Below are 26,248 nucleotides of genomic sequence, written 5' to 3'. Positions count from 1 at the left end.
CGGGCGATGACCGTCCTGTTCGACCACTACCTGCACACCGCCGCAGCCGCCATGGATCTGCTCTTCCCCGCCGAGCGACACCGGCGGCCGGCGGTGACCGGCCCGAGCGTCGCGGCGCGGCCGCTGCCCGACGCCGCCGCAGCCCGGACCTGGCTGGAGCAGGAGCGGGCCAACCTGGTCGGCGCCGTCGTGCACACCGCCGGGAACGGCTGGCCGGAACATGCCCGGCGTCTGGTGCTCACCATCTTCCGCTACCTGGAGGGTGCCGGCCACTATCCGGACGCGGTCACCGTGCACCACCACGGTCTGCTCGCGGCCGAGATCATCGGTGACCGGGACTCGCAGGCGCACATGATGACGAACATCGCCGTGGTGTACGGGATGCAGGGGCACCGGCAGCTGGTGGCCGACCATCTCCAGCGCGCGCTGGTGCTCTACCGGCAGACCGGCGAACGTGCCGGAAAGGCCCGCGCACTGGGCAACCTCGGCGTCTTCCACGGCCAGCAGGGCCAGTACGACCAGGCCACCGCCCATCTGCGGGAGGCACTCGGTCTGCTGCGGGAGGCTGGTGAGGCGCACGGCGAGGCGATGGCGCTGGGCAACCTCGGCTGGATTGCCGTACTCCAGGGCCGTTACTCCGAGGCGGCCGAGCACCTGTCCGACGCAATCGCCCTGTGCCAGCGGATCGGGCACCGGGTGGGGTTGGCGTTCGCGCTGGACTCGCTGGGCCAGTTGCATGCCCGGCTGGGCAGCTTCCGGGCCGCCGCCGACCATCACGGGCAGGCCCTGGAGATCTACCGGGACACCAGTCAGCCGATGGGTGCGGCGTCCGCGCTGGTCGGACTGGCGGACGCGCTGATGGCGGTCGGTCACGCCACCGCGGCCCGGGACCACTACCGGCAGGCGCTGTCGATCTCCGCGCAGATCGGCGACCGGACGCAGCAGGCCCGGGCGCACGCCGGCCTGGCCCGTGCCGGGCAGCGGTTGGCCGACACCGACCGCAGACGACCGGTCACCGGCCCGGGCAACACCCCCGACGACGTATGGGACCACTGGTGCCACGCGCTGGCCCACTTCAGCGCGATCGGCGCTCCCGAGGCCGAACAGATCCGGGCCCGGCTGGATGCGGCGGACCGCGAGCGGACCGACACCGGGCCCGGCACCGCCCCGATCGCGGTCAGTGGTCCGGACACCCCGGTCACGGTCAGTGGTCCGGACACCCCGGTCACGGTCAGCGCACCGGCACCGGGTCGGTGAGCACGGCGCCGGTCGCCCTTCGCCGCCGGTGCAGGTACTGGGCGAGGAGCAGCCCGCCGGCTCCGACCGCGATGTCGCTGCACACACAAACCAACCGGCTGGCCAGCACCACGGTGCCGGCCAGCGGCAACGGCATCACCGACGCGAGAGCCAACGCGAGCACCGCTTCACGCACCCCGATACCGTCCGGCGCGACCATCACCAGCAACCCGGTGACGGTGGCCAGCGCGAACCCGGCGACGCAGATCAGGTACGACCGGCCGGCCGGTGCCCCGGCGACGACTGCCAGCAGCCACAGGTGATGACCGGAGATGATCCACGACAGTGCCTGCGCCAGGATGGACCGACGCACCCCACCGGCCGAGGCTCGGACCTGCGGCTCTGGCCGGCGCAGCACCCGGGCGGCCAGCCGGATACCGCGATCGAGCAGGTCGGGCCGGATCAGCAGGACGGTAACCGGCAGCGCGGCGGCGGCTATCCACCACATCCCGCCGCCGGCGACCGAGGGGCCGGCGGCGATCCCCACGGTAAGCCCGGTGAGCGCGACGATGCTCCAGCTGAGCAGGAACACCGAGGCCAGCCGGACCGGACCGACGTCGACAGCCTTGCCCATCCGAACCAGCACCGGCAACGCGACGAAGCGCCCGGGCACGAACTTGACGAGGAAGCCGACGAAGAAGATCCGGGCCGCCGTCCAGGTGTCGACCCGGGCGCCCAGGTCGACGAAGAGCGCCCGCCAGGACAGCACCCCGAGGACCAGTCCGACGCAGTTGACCGCGAAGGCACCGCCGACGGTGAGGTAGACGGCGACCGGGTCGAGAGACCCGGCCAGCTCGCGAACCGGTGCCCAGTCCTGGGTCCGCAGCACGGTGATCAGTCCGACCACCAGCAGGGCGATGAACCCGACGACGAACACCCGGTTCGCCACCCGCAACCAACGACCCCACCGGCCGGATGACGGCACGGCGCTCTGTGGACGGCCCGGCACCGTTGCACCGGCCTCGTCGGTACGGCCGGTCACCGGCCCGTCTCCGGTGCCGTCGTCGACCGGGCCGGCCGGCGGCGGGTCGAGCGCACCAGGCCGGCGGCGAATCCGACCGTCATCCCCGCGAGTTGGGTGGTGTGCATCAGGAAGTGCATCGCGACGAAGTACACCAGGAACCGGTTTCCCTTCCGGCGCCGGACGAAGCGGAACAGGGCCCCGTCCACCAGGGTGAAGGCGGTGAAGGTGGCTGCCGGGACCGCCAACAGCCAGCCGGCGACGGCGGCCAGTGGCAGGGTCACGGCCGTCGCCGCGCAGCACAGCATCGCGGCCACCGCACCGACGTCGACGCCCGAAGCGGGGCGCGCGGACTCGGGCCGGTGCCCACCGGTGCGGTGCACCCGACGCCGGTCGTCAGCGGCGAGCACGCCGACCAGCAACGCCCCGTAGCTGACCGCTCGGCGGACGTGTTCGGCCAGGAACGGCCGCAGCCGGTCGACGTCGTCGTGCCGGCCCACCACGTCGGCGCTCATCCGGATCTCGTACCGGGCGGGCAGTCGGGTGCCGAACTCGATGTCCTCCGCGTCCCGCAGCCGCTCGTCGAAGCCGCCCACGTCGTCGAACGCCTGCCGCCGGATCGCGGTCAACGCGAACAAGGTCGCGTCCGCGACACCGTCACGCTGCCGCCGCCAGTAGTGCTCGAACAGGGTCTTGTAGACCTCCACCGGGCCGTCGGCGGCCAACGGCTCCGCGTCGTAGATGCCCTGCACGACCGCGCACCCGGGATGCTCCCGAAGGACCCGCAGCGCGTTGCCGATCGCGTCCGGCGCCAGCGCGATGTCGGAGTCGACGAAGAACAGCACTTCACCGATGGCAGCCGCCGCACCGGCGTTGCGAGCGGCGGACACCCCCTGGTTGGTGGGCAGGCAGATCAACCGGCAGGGCAGTCCGGCGGCGATCTCCCGGGATCCGTCGGTGCTGGCGTCGTCGACCACGATCACCTCGACCGGCTGGCGGGTCTGGCGGTACACCGCGCGCACACAGTCGGCCAGGGTCTTTGCCTTGTTGTACGTCGGAATCACCACCGACACCGTCGGGTACCCGGTCACCACGACACCCACAGCGACTGCGGCCGGTGGTCGGACATGCCGCGGGCGTCGCCGAACTCGTACCGGTGCACGGTGACTCCGGCGGAGACCAGTGCCCAGTCCAGTCGCCAGGACGACACCTGTTCGGTGGGCCACGACGCGAGGTAGACGGACCGGCTGACCGACTCGGCGTCGCGCAACCCGGACGGCAGGCGGCGCAGGTCACCCATTGCCGGACTGGTGTTCAGGTCCCCGGCCAGCACCACCGGGTTGTCGTTGCCCGCCACGTCGGCGGCCAACGCCCGGAACTGCGGTACCCGACGCTGATGCTGTTCCCGGATCGTCCGGTGGAACTCCCGGGTGAACAGGCCGGGGCCGCCGGCCCACAACGGTACCGGCAGGTGCGCGTTGTAGGTGGACAGTACCCGGTCGCCGACCCGCAGATCGGTACGGAGCACCTGGTAACGCCAGAAGTCGGTGAAGCCGTCCGGGGCTGGGGGAAGCCCGTCGGCCACCAGCGGCGTCTGGTCGACGATCGGGTACCGGGACAGGGTGACGAGCTCGCCGATGACCGCCACCTGAAAACCCGGCATCTCCCGGCGCAGCCGGTCGAGGTCGTCGATCGGCACGATCACGCCGTCGACCTCGGCGATGTACTCCTGCAGCAGGTAGACGTCGGCCCGCTGGTCCCGCAGCAGCTGGTAGAAATCGTCGGCCCGGTCGGTGGTGTGCCAGTATCCGGTGTTCCAGGAGACCACCCGCAGCGCGTCCGGCGGCACCTGCGGCGCCGACCGCAGCGGTCCGGGCAGGTTGATTCCGGCCAGTCCGACGCCGGCCAGCAGCGACACGGCGCACATCAGCGCCGCCGGGCGGCGGGTCCGCCGGCAGCCGGCCGCGGCCGTGGCGAACAGCAGTGGTACGGCGACGAACATCACCGGCGGCATCAGCTCGGCGAGCACCCACCACCAGACTCGGCCGCTGAGCAGCCGGTGGGCCAGCACGTACGCCAGCCACGCCGCCGAGCCGGTCAGGAACACCCGGCCGAGCCAGCGGCGCCACCAGCGTCCCCACGGGCCCGGCCCTGGCTCTGGCTCTGCTGCGCCGCCGCCGGTGGCCGCCGTCGCCTCGGCTGCGGCAGCCTGAGCGGTCATACGGTGGCCTCCGCGGGGAAGGTGCTGTCGTAGAGCTGCCGGAACGGCCGGGACACCAGCCACTGCAGCGTACCGACCGCCACTCCCGCCGTGATGGTCACATTGACCAGGAAGTGCACCGCGACGAAGAAGGCCAGGAACCGGACTCCGCGCAGCCGGTGCGCCAGAGCGTACATCGACCAGTCGGCGGCGAGCGACGCGACGAACAGCCCGACGGGCACCACCGACCACAGCGGGCCGAGCAGCACCGGCAGCGCCACCGCCGGCACCGCGGCGGCCGCCGCCAGGCTGCCCCAGGCCCGCGACGCCGTCTCGAAGCCGGTGGCGAACCGGCGGGCCCGGGCGTACAGCGGGATTCGCAGCCGGGCCCGGTGAAAGAGTTTGCGCAGCAACGGCACCAGCTGGTGGTCGTGGTCGTGCCGGCCACGGACCCGGGAGGTCAGCCGGAGCTGGTGGCGACGAGACAGCCGGTAACCATAGTCGACCTCCTCGGTCTGCTTCAGCGCCGGATTGAACGGCCCCACCTCCTGATAGACGCGGCGCCGGATGGCGCACATCGCCGGGAACAGGAAGGTGACGTTGCCTTCACCGCTGGCCGACCAGTGGTGGTACTGCAGCCCTCGGTAGCGGGCGACGGCGGTGTCGTGCAGCAGCGGCTCCGGGTCCTCGATGCCGCAAACCGCGCCGACCCCCGGCTCGGCCTGCAGAATGGCCACCGCCTCGGCGACCGCGTCGGGGGCCATCGCCACGTCGGCGTCGACGAAGAACAGGATCTCGCCGCTGGTGCTGGCGACGCCGATGTTGCGGGCCCGACCGCAGCCGCCGTTGTCGGCCAGCGCGATCACCCGTACGCCCTGCGCCTCGGCGACCGCCACCGAGTCGTCGGTGCTGCGGTCGTCGACGACCAGCACCTCGATCGCCGGGTAGGTCTGGTCGGCGATCGCCTGCAGGCACACCGCCAGTGAGTCGGCGTAGTTGTAACTCGGCACGATCACCGAGACCAGTGGAGTCGACATGTCACACCGCCTCGGCCGGCTTGTCGTAGAGCCGCCGGAACGCCCGCGACGTGAGGTAGCTGGCGAAGCCGACGGCCGCGGCGACGCCCATCACCACGTTCAGCAGGAAGTGCATGGCGACGAAGTAGCCGACGAACAGCGGGTTGCGGCGGGCCGCGACGAACCGGTACATCGGCCAGTCGCAGGCGACGAAGCCGGCCAACGCGGCCACCGGCAGAACGCTCCACCAGGGACCGAACAGCAGCGGCAGTACGGCGGTCAGCACGGTGAGCAGTGCGGCGACGCTGCTCCACGCCCGTGGGCCGCTGCGCAGCCCACCGGGGAAGGTGGGGTTCTGGGCGTACATCGGAATGTGCAGCATGGTGCGGGTGAAGACCTTGCGGATCATCACCCGCAGTTCGTGGTCGTGGTCGTGCACGCCGCGCACCGCCGGGGTCAACCAGATCTCGTACCGGCTGGCCAGTCGGAACCCGTAGTCGGCGTTCTCGGTCTCGCGCAGCCGCGGGTTGAACGGCCCGATCTCGGCGAACACCTCGGCCCGCATCGCCAGCAGCGCGGTGTACATGGTGTAGATCCGCCCCTCGTCGGCGATCAGCCAGTAGGACTGCTGCATGCAGCGGTACTCCTCGACCAGGCTGTCGCGGATCAGCGGCACCGGGTCGTAGTTGCCGCACACCGCACCGATCTCCGGCCGTTCGGTGAGCAGCGCCACCGCGTTGGCCACCGCGTCGGGTTTGGCGGCCACGTCCGAGTCGACGAAGAACAGGATCTCCCCGTTGGCGTTGGCAGCGCCGAGGTTGCGGGCCACCGAGGGACCGCCGTTGACCGGGGTCTGCACGACCCGCACGCCGTACGACTCGGCCACCGCCACCGAGTCGTCGGTGCTGCGGTCGTCGACAACGATGATCTCCAGGTGGGGGTACGTCTGGGCGCGCAGCGCGGACAGACACAGCCCCAGCGCCCGGGCGTAGTTGTAGTTCGGCACGATGACCGACACGAGCGGGTCAGGCATAGGAAGAGACCACTTTCGAGAAGGATTCGCTAGGACGACGGGTACTGGGCGGCGAGCAGGGCGATACCGACGCTGGCGGCGAGCAGCGCGGCGGCGACGACGATCAGGCGGTCCCGCAGTACGGTCCGGACCGGGTCGCCGCCGCCCCGACGGACCAGCACCGCCTGCAGGTAGCGGGAGATCCCGAACAGGACGAGCGGTACGGCGCTCAGCAACAGGGCGTTGCGGTACACGCCGACCGGCGCGTCCGAGTGCAGGTAGAGCAGGAAGCCGATGACCGCGACGGTGGCGTTCACGGTGAGCAGTTGGTCGGCGAGGTTGAGGTTGTAGCCGCGCAGCGCCGGGCGGTGCGCGGCACCGTCGACGGCGAGTTCCTGCCGGCGTTTGCCGAGAATCAGCAGCAGACAGGTGGCGAAGACGGTGGTCAGCAGCCAGGCCGAAACCGGGCCGGCGGTCGCCGCGTAGCCGAGCAGCACCCGCAGCACGAAGCCGGCGGCGACCACGCAGATGTCGACCAACGGGACGTGCTTGAGCCACCGGCTGTACGCCAGGTTGAGCACGAGGTAGCCGGCGACCGGCCACCAGGCCAGGGCGGGCCCGGCGACGACGCCGGCCGCCAGGGCGGCGGTGAGCGTGGCGGCGAACACCCAGGCGGTGGCCGCAGAGACCCGGCCACTGGCCACCGGTCGGGACCGTTTCGACGGGTGGCCGGCGTCCAACCGCCGGTCGGCGACGTCGTTGACCACGTACACCAGCGACGACGCCAGGGTGAACAGCAGCACCGCCCAACCGACCCGGCCCAGCGCGGCGGCGGTCCAGACCGGGGCGTCCAGCAGCGCGATCGGAACGGCGAGCAGGTTCTTCGGCCACTGCTGCGGCCGGGTCAGCGCGGCAAGGTCGGCGGTGGTCCGCACCATTCGGGCGGCCGCGCCGCGCGCCGTCCACCCGGACCGCCCGGTCCGGGTCGGGTGGGCGCCCGGCGGCGCCACCGGTGTCGGGGACACCGATGTCGGCTCGGCCGCGACCTCGACAGCGGGCATCGGCACCTCCTGGCTAGAAGAAGACCTTGGCGGCGGCGAGCACACCCTGCCGCCACGGGTCTCGGCTGGTACGGCCGCTGGCACCGGCCGGCGGACCACTCGCCTGCTGCCCCTGCCACCACCGGAACGTCTCGAGCACCGCGTCGCGGTTGCTGTATCGAGGGCTGAACCCGAGTCGTCGCCGGGCCCGACCGATATCGACGTAGGAGTCGTCCATCAGCTTGTGTAGCAGCCGGCCGTACACCGGGGACAACTTGGTGCGTTCCAGCAGGCCGAGGGCGGCGAGGGCGGGCCGGGCCGGCAGTGCGACCACCCGCTTGCCGTGCCCGGCGGCGTCCAGCACCGCCTGAAAGTCCTCCCGCAGCGTGCCGAACTCGGCGGCGCCGATGTTGTACGTGTCGTTGGCGACCTCGGCCGGTGCCTGCAGCACGGTGACCACCGCTTCGACCAGGTCGGCGACGTGCAGCATCTGGATCCGGACCTGGCCGTCGCCGAGCACCGGGAAGTTACGTCCCTCCTGGGCCCACTGGAACAGCATCGAGAACAGCCCCATCCGGCCGGGGCCGAGGAACGTCTTCGGCCGCAGCACCGGCAGCACCAGGTCGGCGTCACGGTAGCCGACCGCCAGCCGTTCGGCGTCCGCCTTGGCGGTGCTGTAGGGGTCGACCGGCGCGTACGGGTGCTCCTCCGGTGTCGGCACCTGCCGGGGCAGCCCGTAGACCGCGGTGGAGGAGATGTAGACCAACCGGGGCACCCGTGCGGCACGCACCGCGTCGAGCACCGCCCGGCTGCCGTCGACCACGATGGAGCGAATCTGTGCCGCCGGGTAGCTGGGCAGCGCGGCGGCGCAGTGCACGACCGCGTCGGCGCCGGTCAGCGCCTGCCGCAGCGCGGCCGGGTCCCGCACGTCGCCGGTCAGGTGCCGGTAGCCGGGCGGGGCGGTGCCCGGTGCGGGTTCCCGCAGGTCGAGTCCGACCACGTCGACGCCGTCAGCGACCAGCCTTGCCACCACCGACGAGCCGAGCATGCCGGCCGCTCCGGTCACGGCGATCACCACAGCGAGCCGACCTTCTGCGCGACGAACCGGGTCAGCAGCCGGGTGAGGCCCTGATCGAGGACCTTGTCCAGGCTGTCCAGGAAGTACTCGACGTCGTCGTCGGAGGCGACCAGCGGCGGGCCGACCACCAGTGGGCTGGCACCGTTGAGGGTGTAGTAGGAGTAGATGTCGTGGTCGCGGTAGAGCGCGTTGATCACCGCGCAGGTGACCACCTTGGTCCGCAGCTGAGGATCCCGGGCCAGGCCGGCGGGTGCCAGCTTCGCGGCCAGGTCCAGTACCCGCGGACCGCCGTCGATGAACACCCCCCAGAGCGCACCCGAGCCGGCGACGTCGGAGACCGCGTCGGGGTGCTGTTTGGCGATCCGGCGCAGGCCGGGTGCCAGCAGCTGCTCGATCCGGCGGGCCCGGCCCGGGTAGTCGTCCTCGACGGCGATGTTGACCGCTTCGATCGCGGTGGCGCATTCCTCGCCGAACCCGTAGTAGGTGGTCGAGGTGGAATGCATCAGCGCGTCCATCGGGTTGTCGTACGCCTTGCGGAAAATTCCTTCCCGGGCGACGTACGCCGAGATCGACGACTTGCCGCCGCCGAACGACTTCGATGTGGTCAGCACGTCCGGCAGGAGTCCCGGATAGCGCATAAAGTAGAACAGGCTGCCGGTCTTTCCCCAGCCGGTGTAGATCTCGTCGAAGATGAGCACGATCTTGTGCTCGGTGCACAGGTCACGCAGACCGCGTAGAAACTCCTCCGAGCACCAGCGCATGGTGGACGCGCTGAACGGCTCGATCAGGATGGCGTAGACGTCATCGGGATGCGAGGCGACCGCAGCGCGTACCGATTCGAGATCGTCATAGCCGAAGGTCACGACACCGGAAATGCCGGGAAACTTGAAATGGTTCTGCGCTCCGCCGGTCAGACTGCCGGAGCCGAGGAGTTTTCCGTGGAAACTGATGTCCGCGCGCAGGATGGTGTTGCGTCGCCCACCGTGGTGCTTGTAGGCCAGCTTGACCGCGCCCTCGACGGCCTCGGCGCCCGAGTTCGGCAGGAAGGACATGTTCAGGTCACCGGGCAGCACCTCGGCCAGATTGTGGGCCAGCGCGGCGACGTACGGCGAGAAGTAGGTCTTGTGCACCTCCATCCGCTGCCGCTCGGCGAACCGCTGGCGCGCCGCCAGGATGCGGGGATGGTTGTGTCCGTGGTTGAGAACTCCGACCCCGCCGGTGAAGTCGAGGATGCGACGGCCGTCCCGTAGGTACAGGTAGGCGCCTTCGGCCCGGTCGACCAACTCCCGACCGAAACCAAAGGACGTCATCAGCCCGACCTGGCTCCGGTTGACGTACCGCCGGTACAGATCGTGCACCTGCTTGACGGAGAGCTCGTCACAATCATCGACGGTGAACAGATCAGACACCTATCGACCCTTTCTCCAGAACTCACGGGTGACACCGCATCGGACACGGAGCACCGCCGGGAGCCCTTGCAATTGTGCCGACCGGCACTGAACGACGACTGTAAGGTGACTGGAGCCGCACTGGACGACGAGCTACAGCCAATTGACCACCATCGTGACTACGACTATCGTCTCGGCAGTCACGGTGACACACTTCCCGGCGGTCCCGACATTCGACAAAGGTGGTGTCCGTGCCCCCGCACGTATCGGTCGTCATCCCCGCCTACAACAGTGAACGGACCCTGTACGCCTGCCTGAGTGCGGTGTATGGACAGACCCACCCGCCGGTGGAGGTGATCGTGATCGACGACGCGAGCACCGACCGGACCCGGGAGATCGCCCGGCGGTTCCCGGTACGGCTGCTGCAGACTCCGGTCAACAGCGGGCCGGCCGCCGCCCGCAACCGCGGGATCAAGGCGAGCACCGGCGACGTGGTCTTCTTCGTCGACGCCGACTGCGCGCCGACGCCGACCGCGGTCGCCACCGCGCTGCGGATCATGGCTGACGAGCCGGACATCGACTGCGTCCACGGCGTGTACCTCACCGAGCCGTTGTACGACGACGGCCCGGTCGAGGCGTACCGGTTGCTGCACGCCCACTACTGGCGGGTGCGCAACACCGGCCGGGTACGCACCGCGATCTTCGCGCTGTGCGCGGTCCGTCGCTCGGTCTTCGACGACATCGGGTTCTTCGACGAACGGCTCCGCGCCTCCGAGGACGTCGAGTTGAGCGATCGGATGGCCGACCGGCACGGCATCTGGTTGTCCGCCGACGTGACCTGCCGGCACGACGACGACAGCCGGCTCTGGCCGATGCTGCGCAAGCAGTTCGGCCGCTCGCAGATGCTGGTGCCGGTGGCAGTACGGGAACGGGGCCCGGCCGGGCTGCGGGCCAACCGGCCGGGCGGGGTACTGGCCGCCGCCGCGGTGCTCGGCACCCTGCCGTTGGCCGTGCTGACTCCGGTGCTGCTGGTCCTGCCAGGGCTCGCCCTGACCTGGTTCGTCGTCGCCGACCCCGGGCTGGCCGACTTCGTCCGCCGGGAACGGGGCACCGCATTCCTCGCCCTGTTCCTCGGCCTGCACTTCCTGGTCCACCTGGCCATCGTCTGCGGCGGCACAGTCGGCGGGGTGCGCTTCCTGCTGGACTCGGACTTCGGACCGACCCATCGACTGGCCCCGGGGACGAGCCGGTGAACCAGCTGCCGATACTGCGGGCGAAAGCGCTGGAGGCCGGCTTCCTCGGCGTACGGACCTTCCACCGGCTCCGGCCGGTGTCCCCGTCGGCGCGGCGCAGCTGGCCGGTGTTCCGGGTCGGGGCCGGCACGGTCGCACTCACCGTCGACGACGGTCCAGACCCCCGATGGACTCCCGCGCTGCTGGATCTCCTCGCCCGGCACCGGGTGCCGGCGACGTTCTTCCTGATCGGCGACCGGGTCGCCGAGCATCCGGAGCTGGCCCGCCGGATTGTGGCCGCCGGTCACCGGATCGGCAACCACTCGCTGCGCCACCCGATGCCGTTCGCGGCGCTCGACGCCGACCGGTTACACCGCGAGATCCACCATGCCCAGCAGCGGATCCACGACGCCACCGGGGTCGCCACCCGGCTGTTCAGGGCACCGAGCGGCGGCTGGTCGGCGCGGGTGCTGGCGGCCACCGTCGACGCCGGGCTGACCCCGGTCGACTGGACGGTCAACTCCAGCGACTGGAAGGAACCCGGCGTCGGCCACATCACCCGTACCCTGTCGCGCGCCGGCTCCGGTCACGTGCTGCTCTGCCACGACGGCGGTGGTGACCGCTCGCAGACGGTCACCGCGCTGGGCACCGTGATCCCCCGGCTGCTGGACCGCGGGCTGCGGTTCGTCCCGGTCCCCGACCGCCCTACCGCCGCCGAGGAGGCGTGATGGCTCACCCGTTGTTCCGGCTCGCCGCCCGGGCGCTCAACTGGCCGCTGACCGTCCTGGTCCGCCCGTACCCCCGGGTGAACGCCGTGATGTGGGACCTGCAGTACGCGCTGGGGTTGTGGCGGTATCTCGACCAGGGGCGTGACCGCGCCCCGCTGGAACTCGCTCAACGGGTCACGCCGCGACCACGCATCCTGGACCTGGGCTGCGGTACGACCGTCAATCTGGCGCTGCCGCCCGGCGGGTACCGGCACTACCACGGTGTCGACATCAGCCGGGCGGCGATCCGCCGGGCCCGCGCGCTGCGCCGGCCGGACACGTCGTTCGAGGCCGCAGACCTGTTGACGTACCGCACCGACGAGCGCTACGACGTGGTCCTGTTCCGCGAGGTGCTCTACTACTTCAGCGTCGACGACGCGGTCGGTCTACTGCACCGCGCGGCCGACCTGCTGCGACCGGGCGGGCGGGTACTGGTCTGGGTGTACGACGGGACCACCGACGCCGGCCGCGAACTGCTGTCCCGGGCCCGTAGCTGCGGGCTGCCGGTGCACGATGAGCTTGTCGGTGGGGCGGCCGGCGCGGGCAGCGTGCTGGTGCTGGGTGCCGCCGATCCGGCGCGCAGTGGCCGGTCGTGACCGCCCGCGACGCCCTACCGACGGACGTGTCCCGCGCAGGGGCCGCGCCGGTGGGCGACCGACGACCGGCGGTACGCAGTTGGCTGTTCGCCGGCGCGTTCGCCGCCGCGCTGGGCGTCGCCGCCGGCATGCTGCACCACACCACCGGCCTGTTCTGGGGGGACCTGGCCGCGTACCGGGCGGGTGCGGTCGCCGCCGCCAGCGGTGACGGGCAGCTGTACCAGGCGGTCCACCGCACCCCGGACGGCATCGCGCTCGGCTTCACCTACCCGCCGTTCGCCGCGTTGCTGATGCAGCCGCTGGCCGTGGTCGCGATGCCGGTCGCCGTCGCGGGGTGGACGTCGGCGAGCGTGGTGGTGCTGGTCGCGATCATCCGGCTGACCCTGCGGTGGATCGGGCCGCCCGCCCGGCTGGGGCCGCTGTGGACGGCTGGTGCGCTGGTCGGCGCGTTGCCGATCTTCGCGGTGACCGGTCACCTGCAGGTCGGCCAGGTAGGTCTGCTACTAACCTGGCTGGTGCTGGTCGACCTGGTCGCCGGCCGGGGCGGCCGATGGCACGGGCTCGGGATAGGTGTCGCCGCCGGGATCAAGCTCACGCCGCTGATCTTCATCGGCTACCTGGTGCTGACCAGGCGGCTGCGGGCCGCCGCCACCGCGACCGTCGCGTTCGCCGCCACGATCGGCGTCGGCTTCGCCTGGCGGCCGACCGACTCGAACTGGTTCTGGACCGGCGGGCTGCTGGACACCGACCGGGTCACCGGGGATCCCCGGACCATCCTGAACCAGTCGTTGTCCGGCGCGGTGACCCGGGTGCTGGACGAACCGCGGCCTGGTCTGCCGTGGCTGGTGGTCGCGGTGCTGGTCGGCGCGGCCGGGATGACCGTCGCGGTCCGCTGCGCGCGGGCCGGCGACGAACTGCTGGCGGTGCTCGCCTGCGCGGCCACCGGGCTGCTGGTCTCCCCTGTCTCCTGGCACCACCACTGGGTGTGGTGGGTGCCGGCGCTGCTGGTCCTCGTCGGTGACCAACGGTGGTACGGCCGCAGGTCGACGATTCTCACGGCCGCCGCCGGCTGGCTGGTCCTGGTGGGCAGCACGAGCTGGGTACTGGCCAGTCCGGGCGGGTGGGACCTGCACTTCTCCGGGCTCGGGCTGATCTACAGCAACCTGTACGTGCTGCTGGCGCTCGGTGGGCTCGGGCTGCTCGGCTGGCGGGTACGGCCGGGCCGGACCGGACCCCGGCGGCGGGCGGCGGCAGCGGTGGGGCCGGCCGAGGCAGCTGCGCCGGGGCCGCGCGAACGCATCGATGTCGATACGCTGTCGAACAGTCAACAGTGACCCGACCGGAGAGGTTCGCAGTGCAGACACGACCGTTTGGTTCCACCGGGATGCGGGTCAGCGCCATCGGTCTCGGCGCCTGGCAGCTGGGCCGCTCGCCGCACTGGCCGGACGGGCCGGACGAGGCCGAGGCGGTACGCATCGTGCACACCGCGCTCGACAACGGCGTCACCTTCATCGACACCGCACCCGGGTACGCGGACGGCCACAGTGAACTCAACATCGGCCGGGCCCTGGCCGGCCGACGGCGGGACGAGGCGGTGATATGCACCAAATTCGGCTATCTGCCCGACGGCACCGAGAACTGGTCGGCCAGCGAGATCGAGGCGTCGGTGCAGCGCAGCGCCCGCCGGATGAACGTCGACCACGTCGACATCGTGGTGCTGCACAATCCGCCGCCGGAGATCCTCGACGGCAGCCGCAGCGACCACTACGAGGTGCTGCAACGGCTGCAGGACAAAGGCATCATCCGGGCGTACGGCGCTTCGGTGGACTGGAGCGCCGATCTGGACCTGGTGCTGTCCACCAGTGCGTCCACCGCGTTCGAGGTCCGGTTGTCGGCGCTCTACCAGGAGCCGTGGCCGGCGGTAGGCCGGGCCCGCGACCGAGGTGCCGGCACGATCGTCAAGGTGCCGCTGGAATCCGGCTGGCTCTCCGGCCGGTACCACGCCGACAGCGTCTTCGCCGGTGTACGGGACCGCTGGTCGCGCGAGGACGTCGCGGTGCGCGCCGCCCTGGTGGACGAGTTCCGGTCGCTGCTGCCGGCCGGCGTCGGGGTGCTCGCCGGCGCACTGCGTTTCCTGCTCAGCTACGACGCGGTGTCGACGGTGATCCCGGGAACCAGGTCGGTCGCCCAGCTCACCAGCAGCATTGCCGGTGCCGCCGACGGCCCACTGCCGGCGGACACCGTCGCCGCGATCCGGGCCTGGCACGACCGCCGGCTGGCCGCCACCCCGCTGGGCTGGTGACCGGTCGGGGTCGGTGATCGGCCGCCGGTACCAGACCGGCCGCCGGTGATCAGCCGCGTTCCAGCAGGTGACCGATGACCTGCGGGGCCAGCATCACCGGGGTGCCCGAACTGTCCCGGCGCGGATCGAGCTGCGGCAACGCCACCGACTCCCCGGACGGGGTGGCACCGACCGGGCGGGAGCCCACCCAGGCCAGCTCCAGCCCCGACTCGCCCTTGAGGAACCGCTGCACCCGGACCCCACCGGTGGCCCGGCCCTTCGCTGGATACTCGGCGAACGGCGTGACCTTGACGTTGTGCCCGGTGGAGGTGACCACCATCGGCTCCCCGTGGACCGGGTCGTCGGTCCGTACGGCGGCGAAGAACAGCACCCGGGCATCGGCCGCGAGGTTGATCCCGGCCATGCCGCCGCCCTTGAGCCCTTGCGGACGGACCAGCTTCGCGGCGAACCGCAGCAGCGAGGCGTCAGTGGTGACGAACACCAGGCTCTCGGTGCCGTCGGTCAGCCAACTGGCCCCGACGACCTCGTCGCCGTCGCGCAGACCGATCACCTCGAACTCGTCGGCGCGTACCGGCCAGTCCGGCGCGCAGACCTTCACCACGCCGTGGCGGGTGCCCAGCGCGAGTCCCGGCGCGTCCCGTTGGGTGGCCGGGGCCAGGCCGACGACCTGCTCACCCGCGCCCAACGGCAGCAGTTCGGCGACCGGCATGCCGCCGGACAGCGACACCGTTCCGGAACGCTGCGGCAGCACCGGCAACGGCAGGACGTCGGTACGGACCGCCCGGCCGGTGCTGGTGATCAGCAGCACCTGGCCACGGGCGGTGGCCGGCACCACGGCCTGCACCGCGTCGTGCCGGGCCCGGCTGTTGCGCCGGGCGTCCTCGACCGACTCCTCGCTCTCGGCGACGGTGCGGGCGACCAGCCCGGTGGCGGACAAGATGACCTGGCAGGGGTCGTCGGCGACCTCCAGCGGACCGGCCGGGACCGAGGCGGCCAGCACCTCCTTGAGGTCGCCGTCGACGAGAGTGGTCCGCCGGGGGGTGGCGAACTGCTTGGCCACCTTGGTTAGCTCGTCGGAGACCAGCTTCCGCAGCGCCGCGGGGTCGTCGAGGATCCGCGACAGCTCGGCGATCTCGCTACGCAGCCGGTCCTGCTCGGCCTCGAGCTCGATCCGGTCGAACCGGGTCAGCCGGCGCAGCGGGGTGTCCAGGATGTAGCCGGCCTGCACGGCGGTCAGCCCGAACTCGGCCATCAGCGCGTCCCGCGCCGCCTGCGCGTCGTCGCTGCCGCGGATCAGCCGCACCACCCGGTCGATGTCGAGCAGGGCGATCAGCAGACCGTCGACGAGATGCAGTCGGTCCTGGCGACGACTCCGTCGGTAGAGGCTACGTCGGGTGACGACGTCGTACCGGTGGGCCAGGAAGGCTTCCAGTAGCTCCTTCAGCCCGAGCGTACGTGGCTGCCCGTCGACCAGCACCAGGTTGTTGACGCCGAACGACTGCTCCATCGGGGTCAGCCGGTAGAGATCGGCGAGCAGCGCCTGCGGGTTCACCCCGATCTTGCATTCGATGACCAGGCGGGTGCCGTTCTCCCGATCGGTCAGGTCCTTGACGTCGGCGATGCCCTGCAGCCGTTTGGTCTTGTTGACCTCTTCGGTGATCTTCTCGATGATCCGCTCGGTGCCGACCCCGTAGGGCAGCTCGGTCACCGTGATCGCCTGCCGCCCACGGCTGCCCTCGAGCAGACCGATCTGCACCTTGGCGCGCATCCGCACCACCCCACGCCCGGTGGCGAACGCACGCCGCACCTCGTCGAGGCCGAGCAGCAGACCACCGGTCGGCAGATCCGGGCCGGGGACGAACTCCATCAGCTTGTCGAGACTCGCGTCGGGATGACGGATCAGCCAGCGGGTGGCCGCGACGACCTCACCGAGATTGTGCGGGATCATGTTGGTCGCCATCCCGACGGCGATCCCGGACGCCCCGTTGACCAGCAGATTCGGGAAGGCCGCCGGCAACACCTTCGGCTCGGTCAGCGAGCCGTCGTAGTTGGGCTTGAAGTCGACGGTCTCCTCGTCGAGCTCGCCGACGAGCAGCATCGCCGGGCGGGACATCCGCGCCTCGGTGTAGCGGCTGGCCGCCGGACCGTCGTCGGGGGAGCCGAAGTTGCCGTGCCCGTCGACCAGCGGCACGTTGAGCGAGAAGTGCTGCGCCATCCGGACCATCGCGTCGTAGATCGCGGTGTCGCCGTGCGGGTGGAACTTGCCCATCACGTCGCCCACCACCCGAGCCGACTTGACGTAGCCCCGGTCCGGGCGGTGCCCCTGCTCGCTCATCGAGTAGAGGATCCGCCGGTGCACCGGCTTGAGCCCGTCCCGGGCGTCGGGCAGGGCCCGGGCGTAGATGACCGAGTAGGCGTACTCCAGGTAGGAGTCCTGGATCTCGGTCTCCAGCGGGTTGTCCAGGATTCGGGCGCCGGCCTGGTCGAACGCGGACAGGTCGACCCCGGACTGCTTGCTCTTGCTGCGTGCCATCTCTACGTTTCCAGCGCTTCCTCGATCGAGCGGGTCCTGCTCAGGCGTCGATGCTCTCCTGGTCGACCCGGCCGGCCGAGTCGATCAGCCAGTTGCGGCGCGGCTCGACCTTCTCCCCCATCAGCAACTCCAGGGTGCGGTCGGCGACCTCCACGTCGGCCAGGGTGATCCGGCGTACCGAGCGGGTCGCCGGGTTCATGGTGGTCTCCCACAGCTCGTCGGCGTCCATCTCGCCGAGGCCCTTGAACCGGGGCACCGGGGTGACGACCTGTCGCCCGGCCCGCTCGATGCGCCGTACGGTCTGCTCCATTTCGGCCTCGGTGAAGGTGAAGATGGTCTCCGCGTTGCGGCCCTTGGTGGTGATCTTGTGGAGCGGAGGCATCGCCGCGTACAGCCGGCCGGCCTCGATCACCGGGCGCAGGTACTTGGCGAACAGGGTGATCAGCAGGGTCCGGATGTGCGAGCCGTCCACGTCCGCGTCGGCCATCAGGATCACCCGGCCGTACCGCATGGCGGCCAGGTCGAAGGTGCGCCCGGTGCCGGCCCCGAGGACCTGGACGATCGCCGCCACCTCGGCGTTGCGCAGCGTGTCGGCCAGGTTGGCCTTCTGCACGTTGAGGATCTTGCCCCGGATCGGCAGCAGTGCCTGGTACTCGGCGACGCGGGCCATCCGGGCCGAACCGAGCGCGCTGTCGCCCTCCACGATGAACAACTCGCTGCGTTGCAGGCCGGTCGACCGGCAGTCGACCAGCTTCGGCGGCATGGACGCCCCTTCCAGGGCGGTCTTGCGCCGAGCGGCGTCCTTCTGCTGCTTCTGAGTCAGCCGGACCCGGGCCGCGTCGACAACCTTCTGCAGCACGGTCCGGGCCTCGGTACGGGTCCGACGATCCTCCACCCAGGACTTGATGTGCCGCTCCACCACCGTCTGGACCACCCGGGTGATGCCCGCGGTGGAAAGCTCGTCCTTGGTCTGCGAGGTGAACTGGGGCTCCGGTATCCGCACGTGCACCACGGCCGTCATGCCTTCGAGGACGTCGTCGACGGTCGGCGGATCCTCCTTGGGCTTGAGCAGGCCACGGCTGTTGCGTACCGCGTCAACGACGGCCCGGGTCAACCCGCGTTCGAAACCCCGCCGGTGGGTGCCGCCGTGCACGTTACGGATGGTGTTGGTGAAGCATTCGACGGTCCGCTCGTAACCGGTGCCCCAGCCGAGGGCGACCTCCACCTCGGCCCGGCGCTCCACGTCCGACTGCATCACCCCGTTGGCGTCGGCGGCGTTCTCCTTGTAGGTGCCGGTGCCGGTGATGAACAGCGTACCGCTGACCGGTCGGTCCCCGGTCGGGGTGAGGAACTCCACCATCTCGACCAGCCCCCGGGGATGGTGGTACACCTCCTCGACCAGCTCGCCGGAGGTGGCGTCGCGCAGCACGTAGGTGACCCCGGGCACCAGGAAGGCGGTGTTACGCAGCCTGGTCCGCACGGCCGCCACGTCGAGTGCGGCGCCGACGTCGAAGTAGCGGGCGTCGTACCAGTAGCGGATGGAGGTGCCGGTGGCCTCGCCGCGCTTCATCCGGCCGACCGCCCGCAGCCCCGACTGCCTGGTGAAACCGGCGGCCGGGCCAGGGCCGTCGAAGACCCCCGGGACGCCCCGCTGGAACGACATCTCCGACACCCGGCCGGCCCGCTTGACCCGTACGTCGAACCGTAGCGAGAGCGCGTTCACCGCCGACGCGCCGACCCCGTGCAGGCCGCCGGACGCCTTGTAACCGGAGCCGCCGAACTTGCCGCCGGCGTGCAGCCGGGTCAGCACCAGTTCGACCCCGGACAGCCCGGACCGGGTGTGTACGTCGGTCGGGATGCCCCGGCCGTCGTCGTCGACCTGGACCGAACCGTCGGCGTGCAGAGTCACCTCGACCCGGCTGGCGTGGCCGGCGACGCCCTCGTCGGTGGAGTTGTCGAGAATCTCGTTGAGCAGATGGCCGACGCCCCGGCTGTCGGTGGAGCCGATGTACATGCCGGGCCGCTTGCGGACGGCCTCCAGCCCTTCCAGGTGGGTGAGGTCGTCTGCTCCGTACAGCGTCTCAGATTGTGCAGTCAACGCGTCGAACTCCCGGTGCCGGCCAACGGTGCCCCACCTCACCGATGGACAGGACCGGCCGGCAGGGCAACGACGGTGGCCTGCGAGCCACCGTCCGACGAGCGTAACCGCAGCCACCGACAGCGCCGCGCCGGGCCGGTACCGGGGTGTCGCCGGGCCCGCGCTCCCGGTCGCCGCACGCGGACGGGGCCGGTACGCGGGACGTCCCGCGTACCGGCCCCGTCCTGGGGTGGTTGCCGTCAGCCGGCGCTGCAGGTCGGGGTCATCCCGCTGCCGGTGCCAGTGCCCTGGAAGCCGAACTGGGTCGACTGCCCGGCACCGATCTGGCCGTTCCACGGTGCGTTGCTGAAGCGCACCGTGCCGCTGCTACCGCTGGCCTGCGAGTTCCACGCGTTGGTGACGGCCGCCCCGGACGGCAGGGTCATGGTGACCGTCCAACTGCTGGTCGAGGCGGACCCGGCGGTCACCCGCACGTTTGCCACGAAGCCACCTGGCCACTGGTCGAGCGAGATCACCGCGGCTGAGCAGTTGCCACCACCCGGCGGCTGCGAGGTCGGCGGGGCCGTGGTGGGCGGCGGAGCCGTCGTGGGCGGCGGGGCCGTGGTCGGCGGCGGGGCCGTGGTCGGCGGCGGGGCCGTGGTGGGCGGCGGGGTGCCGCCGGCGTTGAGCGCGGCGAGGGTCGAGTCGTACGCCTGCTTCTTGTTGCCGTTGCACTCGAACAGCAGCGGGGTGCCGCCGCTGCGCCACGAGTCGCAGTCCCGGATGCCCCAGGTGGTGATGCCGGTGCAGCGGGACACCGCCAGGCAGTCCTGCACCACGTTGCGGTAGGTGTTGGCCTGGCTGCTGCCGGAGCCTTCGATGTCGAGCTCGGTGATCTGCACGTCGACGCCGAGGGCGGCGAAGCTGGACAGCGTGGTGCGGTAGTTCGACGGGTACGGCGAGCCGCTGTTGAAGTGCGACTGCAGGCCGACGCAGTCGATCGGCACGCCGCGCTGCTTGAAGTCGCGGACCATGTTGTACGCGGCCTGGGTCTTGGCCCAGGACCAGTTGTCGATGTTGTAGTCGTTGTAGCAGAGCTTGGCGCCGGGGTCGGCGGCGCGGGCGGCCCGGAACGCCGCCTCGATCCAGTCGTTGCCGGTGCGCTGCAGGTTGGAGTCGCGTCGGGCACCGCTACCGCCGTCGGCGAAGGCCTCGTTCACCACGTCCCAGGAGTGGATCTTGCCTCGGTAGTAGGAGGCGACCTGGGTGACGTGGTTGAGCATGGCCTGGCGCAGCGGAGCGCCTTCCATCTGCTGCATCCAGCCGGGTTGCTGGGAGTGCCAGGCGAGGGTGTGGCCGCGGACGGCCATGCCGCGGGAGATGGCGTGGTTGACGATCCGGTCGCCGTTGCTGAAGTTGAACTGGCCCTGCTGCGGCTCGGTGGCGTCGAGTTTCATCTCGTTCTCAGCGGTGACGCTGTTGAACTCCCGGTTGAGGATGTTCACGTACGTCGAGTCGCTGAGCTTGTTGGCCGCGACGGCGGTACCGAAGTACCGGCCGGACTGCTCCGCGGCCGCGCCGAGCGTGGATTCGGCGGCGCTGGCGGAGGTCGCGTACAGCAGCGCGGTACCGGCGGCAAGGGCGACCACCGCGGCGGAGGCCAACGCGGCCCGCGGTCCCCTTCTCCTCGGTCTGCTGGCGGATAGATGGGTCATGGTGATGGTTGCCTCTCGGTGCGGAGTGTGGTCGCCAGGTAGACCTCGACCACACATCGACTTTGATCGAAGTGCTGTTGAGCGATGTTAACGGAAAACTTCCGGTAACTCAATGACCAAGACCGATACCGGGCGACCCGCTGCTCGACCAGCGATCCGGAGGATGGCAGCACGGCGTCGGCACCTGATGGCGAGACCAGAGGTACCGAAATTTTCGGAAAAGATCCGGGCAGATCCGGACACCGCGCGCAACACCGTCAGCGGCACCGTCGCGCTACGGGTCGGCGGTGCCGGCCGCGCCCGGACAATGCGGCATGGACACCAGCCGGCCGGCTGCGACTCGCCCGGCCGCTGTATGGAACTCTGTCAGATGAGCGCCCCGGGAGGAAGCACCTTGACGGACTCGACACCGGTCACCCTGCACGACGTCCGCGACGCGGCCGCGCGGATAGCCGGCGCCGCGCACCGCACCCCCGTGCTGCGCTCGCGCACTCTGGACGCCATGGTCGGCGCCGAGGTCTTCGTCAAGTGCGAAAACCTGCAACGGGTCGGGGCGTTCAAGTTTCGTGGCGCCTACAACACGATCTCCCGGCTGTCACCGGCCCAGCTGGCCCGAGGCATCGCCGCGTACTCGTCCGGCAACCATGCCCAGGCCGTCGCGCTGGCCGCCCGGGAGTTGGGCAGCACCGCAGTGATCGTGATGCCGCAGGACACGCCGGCGGCCAAGACGGCGGCGGTCCGCGGCTACGGGGCCGAGATCGTCACCTACGACCGGTACACCGGTGACCGGGTCGCCATCGGTACGGCGTTGGCCGCCGAACGGGGACTGGCCCTGGTCCCACCGTACGATCACCCGCACGTCATCGCCGGGCAGGGCACCGCAGCGCTCGAGCTGGTCGAGGAGGTCGGCCCGCTCGACGCGTTGCTGGTGCCGGTCGGCGGCGGCGGGCTGGCGGCTGGCACCGCGGTCGCGGCGAAAGGACTGCTGCCCCGGATCCGGGTGGTCGGCGTCGAACCGGCGGCCGGCGACGACACGTTGCGATCGCTGGCCGCCGGCCGGCGGGTCACCATCCCGGTGCCGCGCACGATCGCCGACGGGCAGGCCGCCGAGACGCCCGGTGAGCTGACCTTCGCGATCAACCAGCAACTGCTCGACGACATCGCGCTGGTCGACGACGACGAGATCCGGATGGCGATGCGGTTCGCCTTCGACCGGATGCGGATCGTCGTCGAGCCCAGCGGCGCGTCCGGGCTGGCCGCCCTACTGGCAGGTCGGCCGGTATCGACGCTACGGCGGGTCGGCGTGATCGTCTCCGGCGGCAACGTCGACACCCGGCGCTTCGTCGACCTGCTGTCCACCGCCGGGTCGCCCCCGGCCGGCTGATCCCAGGTAACTCACCCGACGCGGGTGATGCGGGCCGGTCTCGGCCCGACCTACGGTGCACCGGGGACGTCACACGGCGTGAGGAGGTGGGGCCGGATGGTCGGCACTGTCGAGGACGCGCTGGATCGGCTGGCCCGCGACGCAAGCTCGGTCCTGACCCGGCTGCCAGCCCGGCTGAGCGGCACCATTCGCTTCGACGTACACGACGAGAGCAGGACGACACATTGGTTTGTCACCCTGGGAACCGGGAAGGTCCAGGTGTCGTCGACGGGGCCCGAGCCGGATTCGATCGTCCGCAGCGACCGGGTCTGCTTCGACCGGTTGGCCCGGGGCGAGGACCGGTTCATCCCCCTGCTGTTCCGTAACGCGGTCGTCGTCGAGGGAGATCTGGGGCTCGCGGACCAGCTCTGCCGGGTCCTTTTCGGCCGTGTCCCGTCCGGGCTGCATCCAAGGGACTTCACCCGGAGAGGTGGCGCCGAGAATGAACGAGAAGACAGTCAGCATCCTTGACGGGAACACCTTCGTGGTGACTGACGAGCGCGGCGACGTCACCGCCTCACCGGACCTGCCGACCGGCCTGTTCTCGTTCGACACGCGCTTCCTGTCCACCTGGGTGCTCCGGATCGACGGCCACCGGTTGAATGCGCTCTCCCAGGACGACCTGCACTTCTTCGAGACCCGGTTCTTCCTCGTGCCCGGCCGGCCCACCCACTACATCGACGCCAAGCTGTCCGTCATCCGGGAGCAGTCGATCGGCACGGCGTTCGTCGAGCGGCTCACGGTGCTCAACCACGACATCGCGCCGGCCGTCCTGACCCTGCGAGTCGACATGGACACCGACTTCGCGGACCTGTTCGAGATCAAGGACGTCCAGCACAAGCGCGGCACGAAGTCGGTCCACCACGACGAAGGTCGGCTGCGATACAGCTACCGGCGGGAGACGTTCCAGCGGGACACCGTCATCTCCAGCACGCTCGCGGCCCGGATCGACGACGACGGCATGACGTTCGACGTCAGCCTGGAGCCGCGCGGTCAATGGCAGACCGAGCTCCGGGTGGAACCGGTGATCAACGGCGGCGACACCGCGTCGCCGACCATCTGGGGGGCCTACCGACGCCGGGCCCGACCGCAGGTGCGCCAGGAGCTCGAGCACTGGATCGACCGGGCGCCGCAGCTGCTCGCCGACAATCCCAACCTCACCACGGCGTACGAGCGCAGCCTGATCGACCTTGCCGCGATGCGGTACGCCTCGCTGACCGCCACCGGGCCGATCCCGACCGCCGGACTGCCCTGGTTCATGACGCTCTTCGGCCGGGACAGCATCTTCATCAGCCTGCAGACCATGCCGTTCCTGCCCCGGCTCACTCCCCCGGTGCTGCGGCTGCTCGGCTCGTTGCAGGGCGGCAGCCTCGACGACCTGCGCGAGGAGGAGCCCGGCAAGATCCTGCACGAGTTCCGGTACGGCGAGTCGGCGGCGTTCGAGGAGCAGCCACACACTCCGTACTACGGCTCGGCCGACGCGACTCCGCTGTTCGTGATCCTGCTCGACGAGTACGAACGGTGGAGCGGCGACGTCGAACTGGTCCGCGGGCTCGAACGCCAGGCCCGCGCCGCGCTGCACTGGATCGACGAGTACGGGGACCTGGTCGGCAACGGCTACGTCTCCTACTGGCGACGCAACACCCGCAATGGCCTGGAGAACCAGTGTTGGAAGGACTCCTGGGACGCGATCTCCTACCGTGACGGACGGCTGTCCGCACTGCCGAGGGCAACCTGCGAGCTGCAGGGCTACGCCTACGACGCCAAGATTCGTGGCGCCCGGCTGGCCCGCGAATTCTGGAACGACCCGGCGTACGCCGACCGACTGGAGCGGGAGGCGGCCGACCTGAAGCAGCGGTTCAACCGCGACTTCTGGGTGGCCGACGGCGAATACTACGCGCTCGCTCTCGACCCGGACGGCACCCCGGTCGACGCGTTGTCGTCGAACATGGGGCACCTGCTGTGGAGCGGCATCGTCGAGCCGGACCGGGCCGGCAAGGTGGCCGAGCATCTGCTCGGGCCGGCGATGTTCTCCGGCTGGGGGGTACGGACGTTGGCCGAGACCGAGGCACGGTACAACCCGGTCGGCTACCACGTGGGGTCGGTCTGGCCGTTCGACAACTCGATCATCGCGTGGGGGCTGCGCCGGTACGGGTTCCGGGAGGAGGCCGCCCGGATCGCCGAAGGGATGATCGAGGCGTCCGGGTTCTTCGACGGACGGCTGCCGGAGGCCTTCGCCGGCTACCGGCGCGAGTTGACCGGATATCCGGTCGAGTACCCGACGGCGTGCAGCCCGCAGGGCTGGTCGGCGGGGGCGGTCCTGCTGCTGCTGCGGACCATGCTGGATCTCACCCCGTACCAGGACCATCTGGGCGTCGACCCGCATCTCCCGCCGTCGATACCTCGGATCGAGCTGCTCGACGTGCCCGGCCGGTGGGGCCGGGCGGATGCGCTAGGCCGGCGGGCTGAGAGCCACCAACGGCAGCACACCGGGCTGCTCGCCCGGCTCGGACGCACCGACAACGGCTGATTCGGGGCGGTCACGCCCCGGGCCGGGTCATTGCGCGTGACGGGTACGTTCGACAAGTGCCGCGCCGCGCCGCGCGGCCGCACCGGCGTCCACCGACAGGTCCGGGTCATCCGCCGGACGCGGTACGCACAGCAGCAGCGCCGCCGGCTGGACCGTCACCCGCAGCGTGGCGCCGGGTTCGATCAGGTCGCCGTCGAGCTCGCGGGGTTGGTCGCGGTCACTGACCACCGACACCTCGCGCCCCCGGTATACCTGCATCCGCGGCACCCGTCGCCGGCCCCGCACCAGTGCCCAGGCCAGCGCGAGCCAATGCCGCAGCGTCCGTGGCGTCAGCACGGCGACGTCGAGCAGACCGTCGTCGGGTTCGGCGTCGGCCAGCAGGGTCATCCCGCCCTGCAGCCGGCCGACGTTGGCCACCAGCACGGTGCGGGCCCGGGTCCGTACCGCCGGCTGGTCGTCGATCTGGACCCGCACCGGCATCGGCCGGTCCCGCAGGTGCCGCACGGCGCCGGCAACGTACGCCGGCCAGCCGATCCGTGCCTTGGCCTGCTCGGAGGTGGCGGCCAGCATGCTCGCGTCGAACCCCATGCCGGCCATCACCACGAAGCAGCGGTCGTCGTCGAGCCGACCGACGTCGAGCCGGCGGGTCTGCCGTTCCACCGCGACCTCCAGCCCGGCCGCGAGGTCGGTCGACAGCCCCAGGTTGGCGGCGAGCAGGTTACCGGTGCCGGCCGGCAGGATGGCGAGCGCCACGTCGGTGCCGACCAGGCCGGCGACGCACGACATCACGGTGCCGTCTCCGCCGCAGGCGAACACGACGTCGACCCCGGCCGCGGCCGCGTCCCGGGCCTGCGTCCGCCCCGGTTCGGCTGCCGTCGTCTCCAGCCAGATCGGTGCCGCCCAGCCGGCTTCGGCCAGGGTCGCGTCGACCGCCGCTCGCAGGCCGTCGAGGTCAGTGACCTTCGTCGGGTTGACCACCACGGCGGACCGTACCGGCGCTGTCTGCTTCTGCACCAGGTCAGTGTGGGCCACCGGGGTCGGCGCGGACCAGTCGACGCCGGTCCGCGCCGCCGGTGGGCGGT

Annotated in this window: 21 protein-coding genes; 9 read left to right on the top strand and 12 right to left on the bottom strand. The window is 71.0% G+C overall.

The window, feature by feature from the left end:
• The first annotated feature begins 6 nt into the window (after positions 1 to 6).
• Positions 7 to 1,257, top strand: coding sequence for a tetratricopeptide repeat protein (locus ACN27J_RS03460; protein ID WP_421372092.1), 1,251 nt, complete (start codon positions 7 to 9; stop codon positions 1,255 to 1,257).
• Here ACN27J_RS03460 and ACN27J_RS03455 read toward each other — a convergent pair.
• The 8 genes from ACN27J_RS03455 to ACN27J_RS03420 are packed head-to-tail and all read right to left on the bottom strand — an operon-like array spanning position 1,232 to position 9,913.
• Positions 1,232 to 2,278 (bottom strand): lysylphosphatidylglycerol synthase domain-containing protein, encoded by a 1,047-nt coding sequence (locus tag ACN27J_RS03455; RefSeq protein WP_421363476.1) that lies wholly within the window; start codon positions 2,276 to 2,278, stop codon positions 1,232 to 1,234. The two genes, ACN27J_RS03460 and ACN27J_RS03455, sit on opposite strands and share 26 nt — an antisense overlap.
• On the bottom strand, positions 2,275 to 3,348 hold the full coding sequence (locus ACN27J_RS03450) for a glycosyltransferase family 2 protein (RefSeq protein WP_421363473.1): 1,074 nt from the start codon (positions 3,346 to 3,348) through the stop codon (positions 2,275 to 2,277). Before ACN27J_RS03450 ends, ACN27J_RS03455 begins: the two co-directional genes overlap by 4 nt.
• The gene (locus tag ACN27J_RS03445; protein WP_421363470.1) at positions 3,345 to 4,478 is read right to left on the bottom strand and encodes an endonuclease/exonuclease/phosphatase family protein; all 1,134 of its coding nucleotides are present in this window, start codon (positions 4,476 to 4,478) and stop codon (positions 3,345 to 3,347) included. The genes ACN27J_RS03450 and ACN27J_RS03445 overlap by 4 nt, the downstream gene beginning before the upstream one ends.
• On the bottom strand, positions 4,475 to 5,494 hold the full coding sequence (locus ACN27J_RS03440; RefSeq protein ID WP_421363467.1) for a glycosyltransferase family 2 protein: 1,020 nt from the start codon (positions 5,492 to 5,494) through the stop codon (positions 4,475 to 4,477). The genes ACN27J_RS03445 and ACN27J_RS03440 overlap by 4 nt, the downstream gene beginning before the upstream one ends.
• A gap of 1 nt (position 5,495) precedes the next feature.
• On the bottom strand, positions 5,496 to 6,506 hold the full coding sequence (locus ACN27J_RS03435; RefSeq protein ID WP_421363464.1) for a glycosyltransferase family 2 protein: 1,011 nt from the start codon (positions 6,504 to 6,506) through the stop codon (positions 5,496 to 5,498).
• A 29-nt stretch (positions 6,507 to 6,535) separates the two neighbouring features.
• The gene (locus ACN27J_RS03430) at positions 6,536 to 7,546 is read right to left on the bottom strand and encodes a UbiA prenyltransferase family protein (protein ID WP_421363461.1); all 1,011 of its coding nucleotides are present in this window, start codon (positions 7,544 to 7,546) and stop codon (positions 6,536 to 6,538) included.
• A 13-nt stretch (positions 7,547 to 7,559) separates the two neighbouring features.
• Complete coding sequence (locus ACN27J_RS03425; protein WP_421363458.1) at positions 7,560 to 8,603, bottom strand: NAD-dependent epimerase/dehydratase family protein; 1,044 nt, start codon at positions 8,601 to 8,603, stop codon at positions 7,560 to 7,562.
• Entirely contained in the window at positions 8,597 to 9,913 is a 1,317-nt protein-coding gene (locus ACN27J_RS03420) for an aspartate aminotransferase family protein (protein ID WP_421372091.1), read from the bottom strand. Before ACN27J_RS03420 ends, ACN27J_RS03425 begins: the two co-directional genes overlap by 7 nt.
• 320 nt (positions 9,914 to 10,233) lie before the next feature.
• Between ACN27J_RS03420 and ACN27J_RS03415 the strand changes: the two genes are divergently transcribed.
• The 5 genes from ACN27J_RS03415 to ACN27J_RS03395 are packed head-to-tail and all read left to right on the top strand — an operon-like array spanning position 10,234 to position 14,888.
• Positions 10,234 to 11,244 (top strand): glycosyltransferase family 2 protein, encoded by a 1,011-nt coding sequence (locus tag ACN27J_RS03415; protein WP_421363455.1) that lies wholly within the window; start codon positions 10,234 to 10,236, stop codon positions 11,242 to 11,244.
• Entirely contained in the window at positions 11,241 to 11,951 is a 711-nt protein-coding gene (locus ACN27J_RS03410) for a polysaccharide deacetylase family protein (protein WP_421363452.1), read from the top strand. The genes ACN27J_RS03415 and ACN27J_RS03410 overlap by 4 nt, the downstream gene beginning before the upstream one ends.
• The gene (locus ACN27J_RS03405) at positions 11,951 to 12,586 is read left to right on the top strand and encodes a class I SAM-dependent methyltransferase (RefSeq protein ID WP_421363449.1); all 636 of its coding nucleotides are present in this window, start codon (positions 11,951 to 11,953) and stop codon (positions 12,584 to 12,586) included. The genes ACN27J_RS03410 and ACN27J_RS03405 overlap by 1 nt, the downstream gene beginning before the upstream one ends.
• 50 nt (positions 12,587 to 12,636) lie before the next feature.
• Positions 12,637 to 13,920 (top strand): glycosyltransferase 87 family protein, encoded by a 1,284-nt coding sequence (locus tag ACN27J_RS03400; RefSeq protein ID WP_421363446.1) that lies wholly within the window; start codon positions 12,637 to 12,639, stop codon positions 13,918 to 13,920.
• Positions 13,921 to 13,940: 20 nt separating this feature from the next.
• Positions 13,941 to 14,888 (top strand): aldo/keto reductase, encoded by a 948-nt coding sequence (locus tag ACN27J_RS03395; protein WP_421363443.1) that lies wholly within the window; start codon positions 13,941 to 13,943, stop codon positions 14,886 to 14,888.
• 49 nt (positions 14,889 to 14,937) lie between these two features.
• Here the strand turns inward: ACN27J_RS03395 and ACN27J_RS03390 are convergent, their stop codons facing one another.
• The 3 genes from ACN27J_RS03390 to ACN27J_RS03380 all read right to left on the bottom strand — a co-directional run bounded on the left by ACN27J_RS03390 (position 14,938) and on the right by ACN27J_RS03380 (position 21,213).
• Positions 14,938 to 17,421: a DNA gyrase/topoisomerase IV subunit A gene (locus ACN27J_RS03390; protein WP_421363440.1), complete on the bottom strand. Its 2,484-nt coding sequence runs from the start codon at positions 17,419 to 17,421 to the stop codon at positions 14,938 to 14,940.
• A gap of 40 nt (positions 17,422 to 17,461) precedes the next feature.
• Positions 17,462 to 19,519: a DNA gyrase/topoisomerase IV subunit B gene (locus ACN27J_RS03385; protein ID WP_421363437.1), complete on the bottom strand. Its 2,058-nt coding sequence runs from the start codon at positions 19,517 to 19,519 to the stop codon at positions 17,462 to 17,464.
• A gap of 239 nt (positions 19,520 to 19,758) precedes the next feature.
• On the bottom strand, positions 19,759 to 21,213 hold the full coding sequence (locus tag ACN27J_RS03380) for an endo-1,4-beta-xylanase (protein WP_421363434.1): 1,455 nt from the start codon (positions 21,211 to 21,213) through the stop codon (positions 19,759 to 19,761).
• A 394-nt stretch (positions 21,214 to 21,607) separates the two neighbouring features.
• Here ACN27J_RS03380 and ACN27J_RS03375 point away from each other — a divergent pair, with 394 nt between their 5' ends.
• The 3 genes from ACN27J_RS03375 (at position 21,608) to ACN27J_RS03365 (ending at position 25,166) form a co-directional block, all read left to right on the top strand.
• Positions 21,608 to 22,597, top strand: coding sequence for a threo-3-hydroxy-L-aspartate ammonia-lyase (locus tag ACN27J_RS03375; RefSeq protein ID WP_421363431.1), 990 nt, complete (start codon positions 21,608 to 21,610; stop codon positions 22,595 to 22,597).
• A gap of 96 nt (positions 22,598 to 22,693) precedes the next feature.
• Positions 22,694 to 23,107, top strand: coding sequence for an SCP2 sterol-binding domain-containing protein (locus ACN27J_RS03370; RefSeq protein WP_421363429.1), 414 nt, complete (start codon positions 22,694 to 22,696; stop codon positions 23,105 to 23,107).
• On the top strand, positions 23,079 to 25,166 hold the full coding sequence (locus tag ACN27J_RS03365) for a glycogen debranching N-terminal domain-containing protein (protein WP_421363427.1): 2,088 nt from the start codon (positions 23,079 to 23,081) through the stop codon (positions 25,164 to 25,166). The genes ACN27J_RS03370 and ACN27J_RS03365 overlap by 29 nt, the downstream gene beginning before the upstream one ends.
• A gap of 27 nt (positions 25,167 to 25,193) precedes the next feature.
• Here the strand turns inward: ACN27J_RS03365 and ACN27J_RS03360 are convergent, their stop codons facing one another.
• Entirely contained in the window at positions 25,194 to 26,180 is a 987-nt protein-coding gene (locus tag ACN27J_RS03360) for a diacylglycerol/lipid kinase family protein (RefSeq protein WP_421363425.1), read from the bottom strand.
• Positions 26,181 to 26,248: the final 68 nt, after the last annotated feature.

The organism is Solwaraspora sp. WMMB762 (assembly GCF_049179115.1).
In the GTDB taxonomy this organism is placed as follows: Bacteria; Actinomycetota; Actinomycetes; order Mycobacteriales; family Micromonosporaceae; genus Micromonospora_E.
This window is presented reverse-complemented; position numbering and strand designations above follow the sequence as displayed.

Bases quoted from the DNA above. Each gene is read 5' to 3' on its own strand.
- ACN27J_RS03460 (WP_421372092.1), top strand. From the start codon at position 7: ATGACCGTCCTGTTCGACCACTACCTGCACACCGCCGCAGCCGCCATG.
- ACN27J_RS03445 (WP_421363470.1), bottom strand. From the start codon at position 4,478: ATGACCGCTCAGGCTGCCGCAGCCGAGGCGACGGCGGCCACCGGCGGC.
- ACN27J_RS03440 (WP_421363467.1), bottom strand. From the start codon at position 5,494: ATGTCGACTCCACTGGTCTCGGTGATCGTGCCGAGTTACAACTACGCC.
- ACN27J_RS03435 (WP_421363464.1), bottom strand. From the start codon at position 6,506: ATGCCTGACCCGCTCGTGTCGGTCATCGTGCCGAACTACAACTACGCC.
- ACN27J_RS03430 (WP_421363461.1), bottom strand. From the start codon at position 7,546: ATGCCCGCTGTCGAGGTCGCGGCCGAGCCGACATCGGTGTCCCCGACA.
- ACN27J_RS03420 (WP_421372091.1), bottom strand. From the start codon at position 9,913: ATGACGTCCTTTGGTTTCGGTCGGGAGTTGGTCGACCGGGCCGAAGGC.
- ACN27J_RS03405 (WP_421363449.1), top strand. From the start codon at position 11,951: ATGGCTCACCCGTTGTTCCGGCTCGCCGCCCGGGCGCTCAACTGGCCG.
- ACN27J_RS03390 (WP_421363440.1), bottom strand. From the start codon at position 17,421: ATGGCACGCAGCAAGAGCAAGCAGTCCGGGGTCGACCTGTCCGCGTTC.
- ACN27J_RS03380 (WP_421363434.1), bottom strand. From the start codon at position 21,213: ATGACCCATCTATCCGCCAGCAGACCGAGGAGAAGGGGACCGCGGGCC.
- ACN27J_RS03370 (WP_421363429.1), top strand. From the start codon at position 22,694: ATGGTCGGCACTGTCGAGGACGCGCTGGATCGGCTGGCCCGCGACGCA.
- ACN27J_RS03365 (WP_421363427.1), top strand. From the start codon at position 23,079: ATGAACGAGAAGACAGTCAGCATCCTTGACGGGAACACCTTCGTGGTG.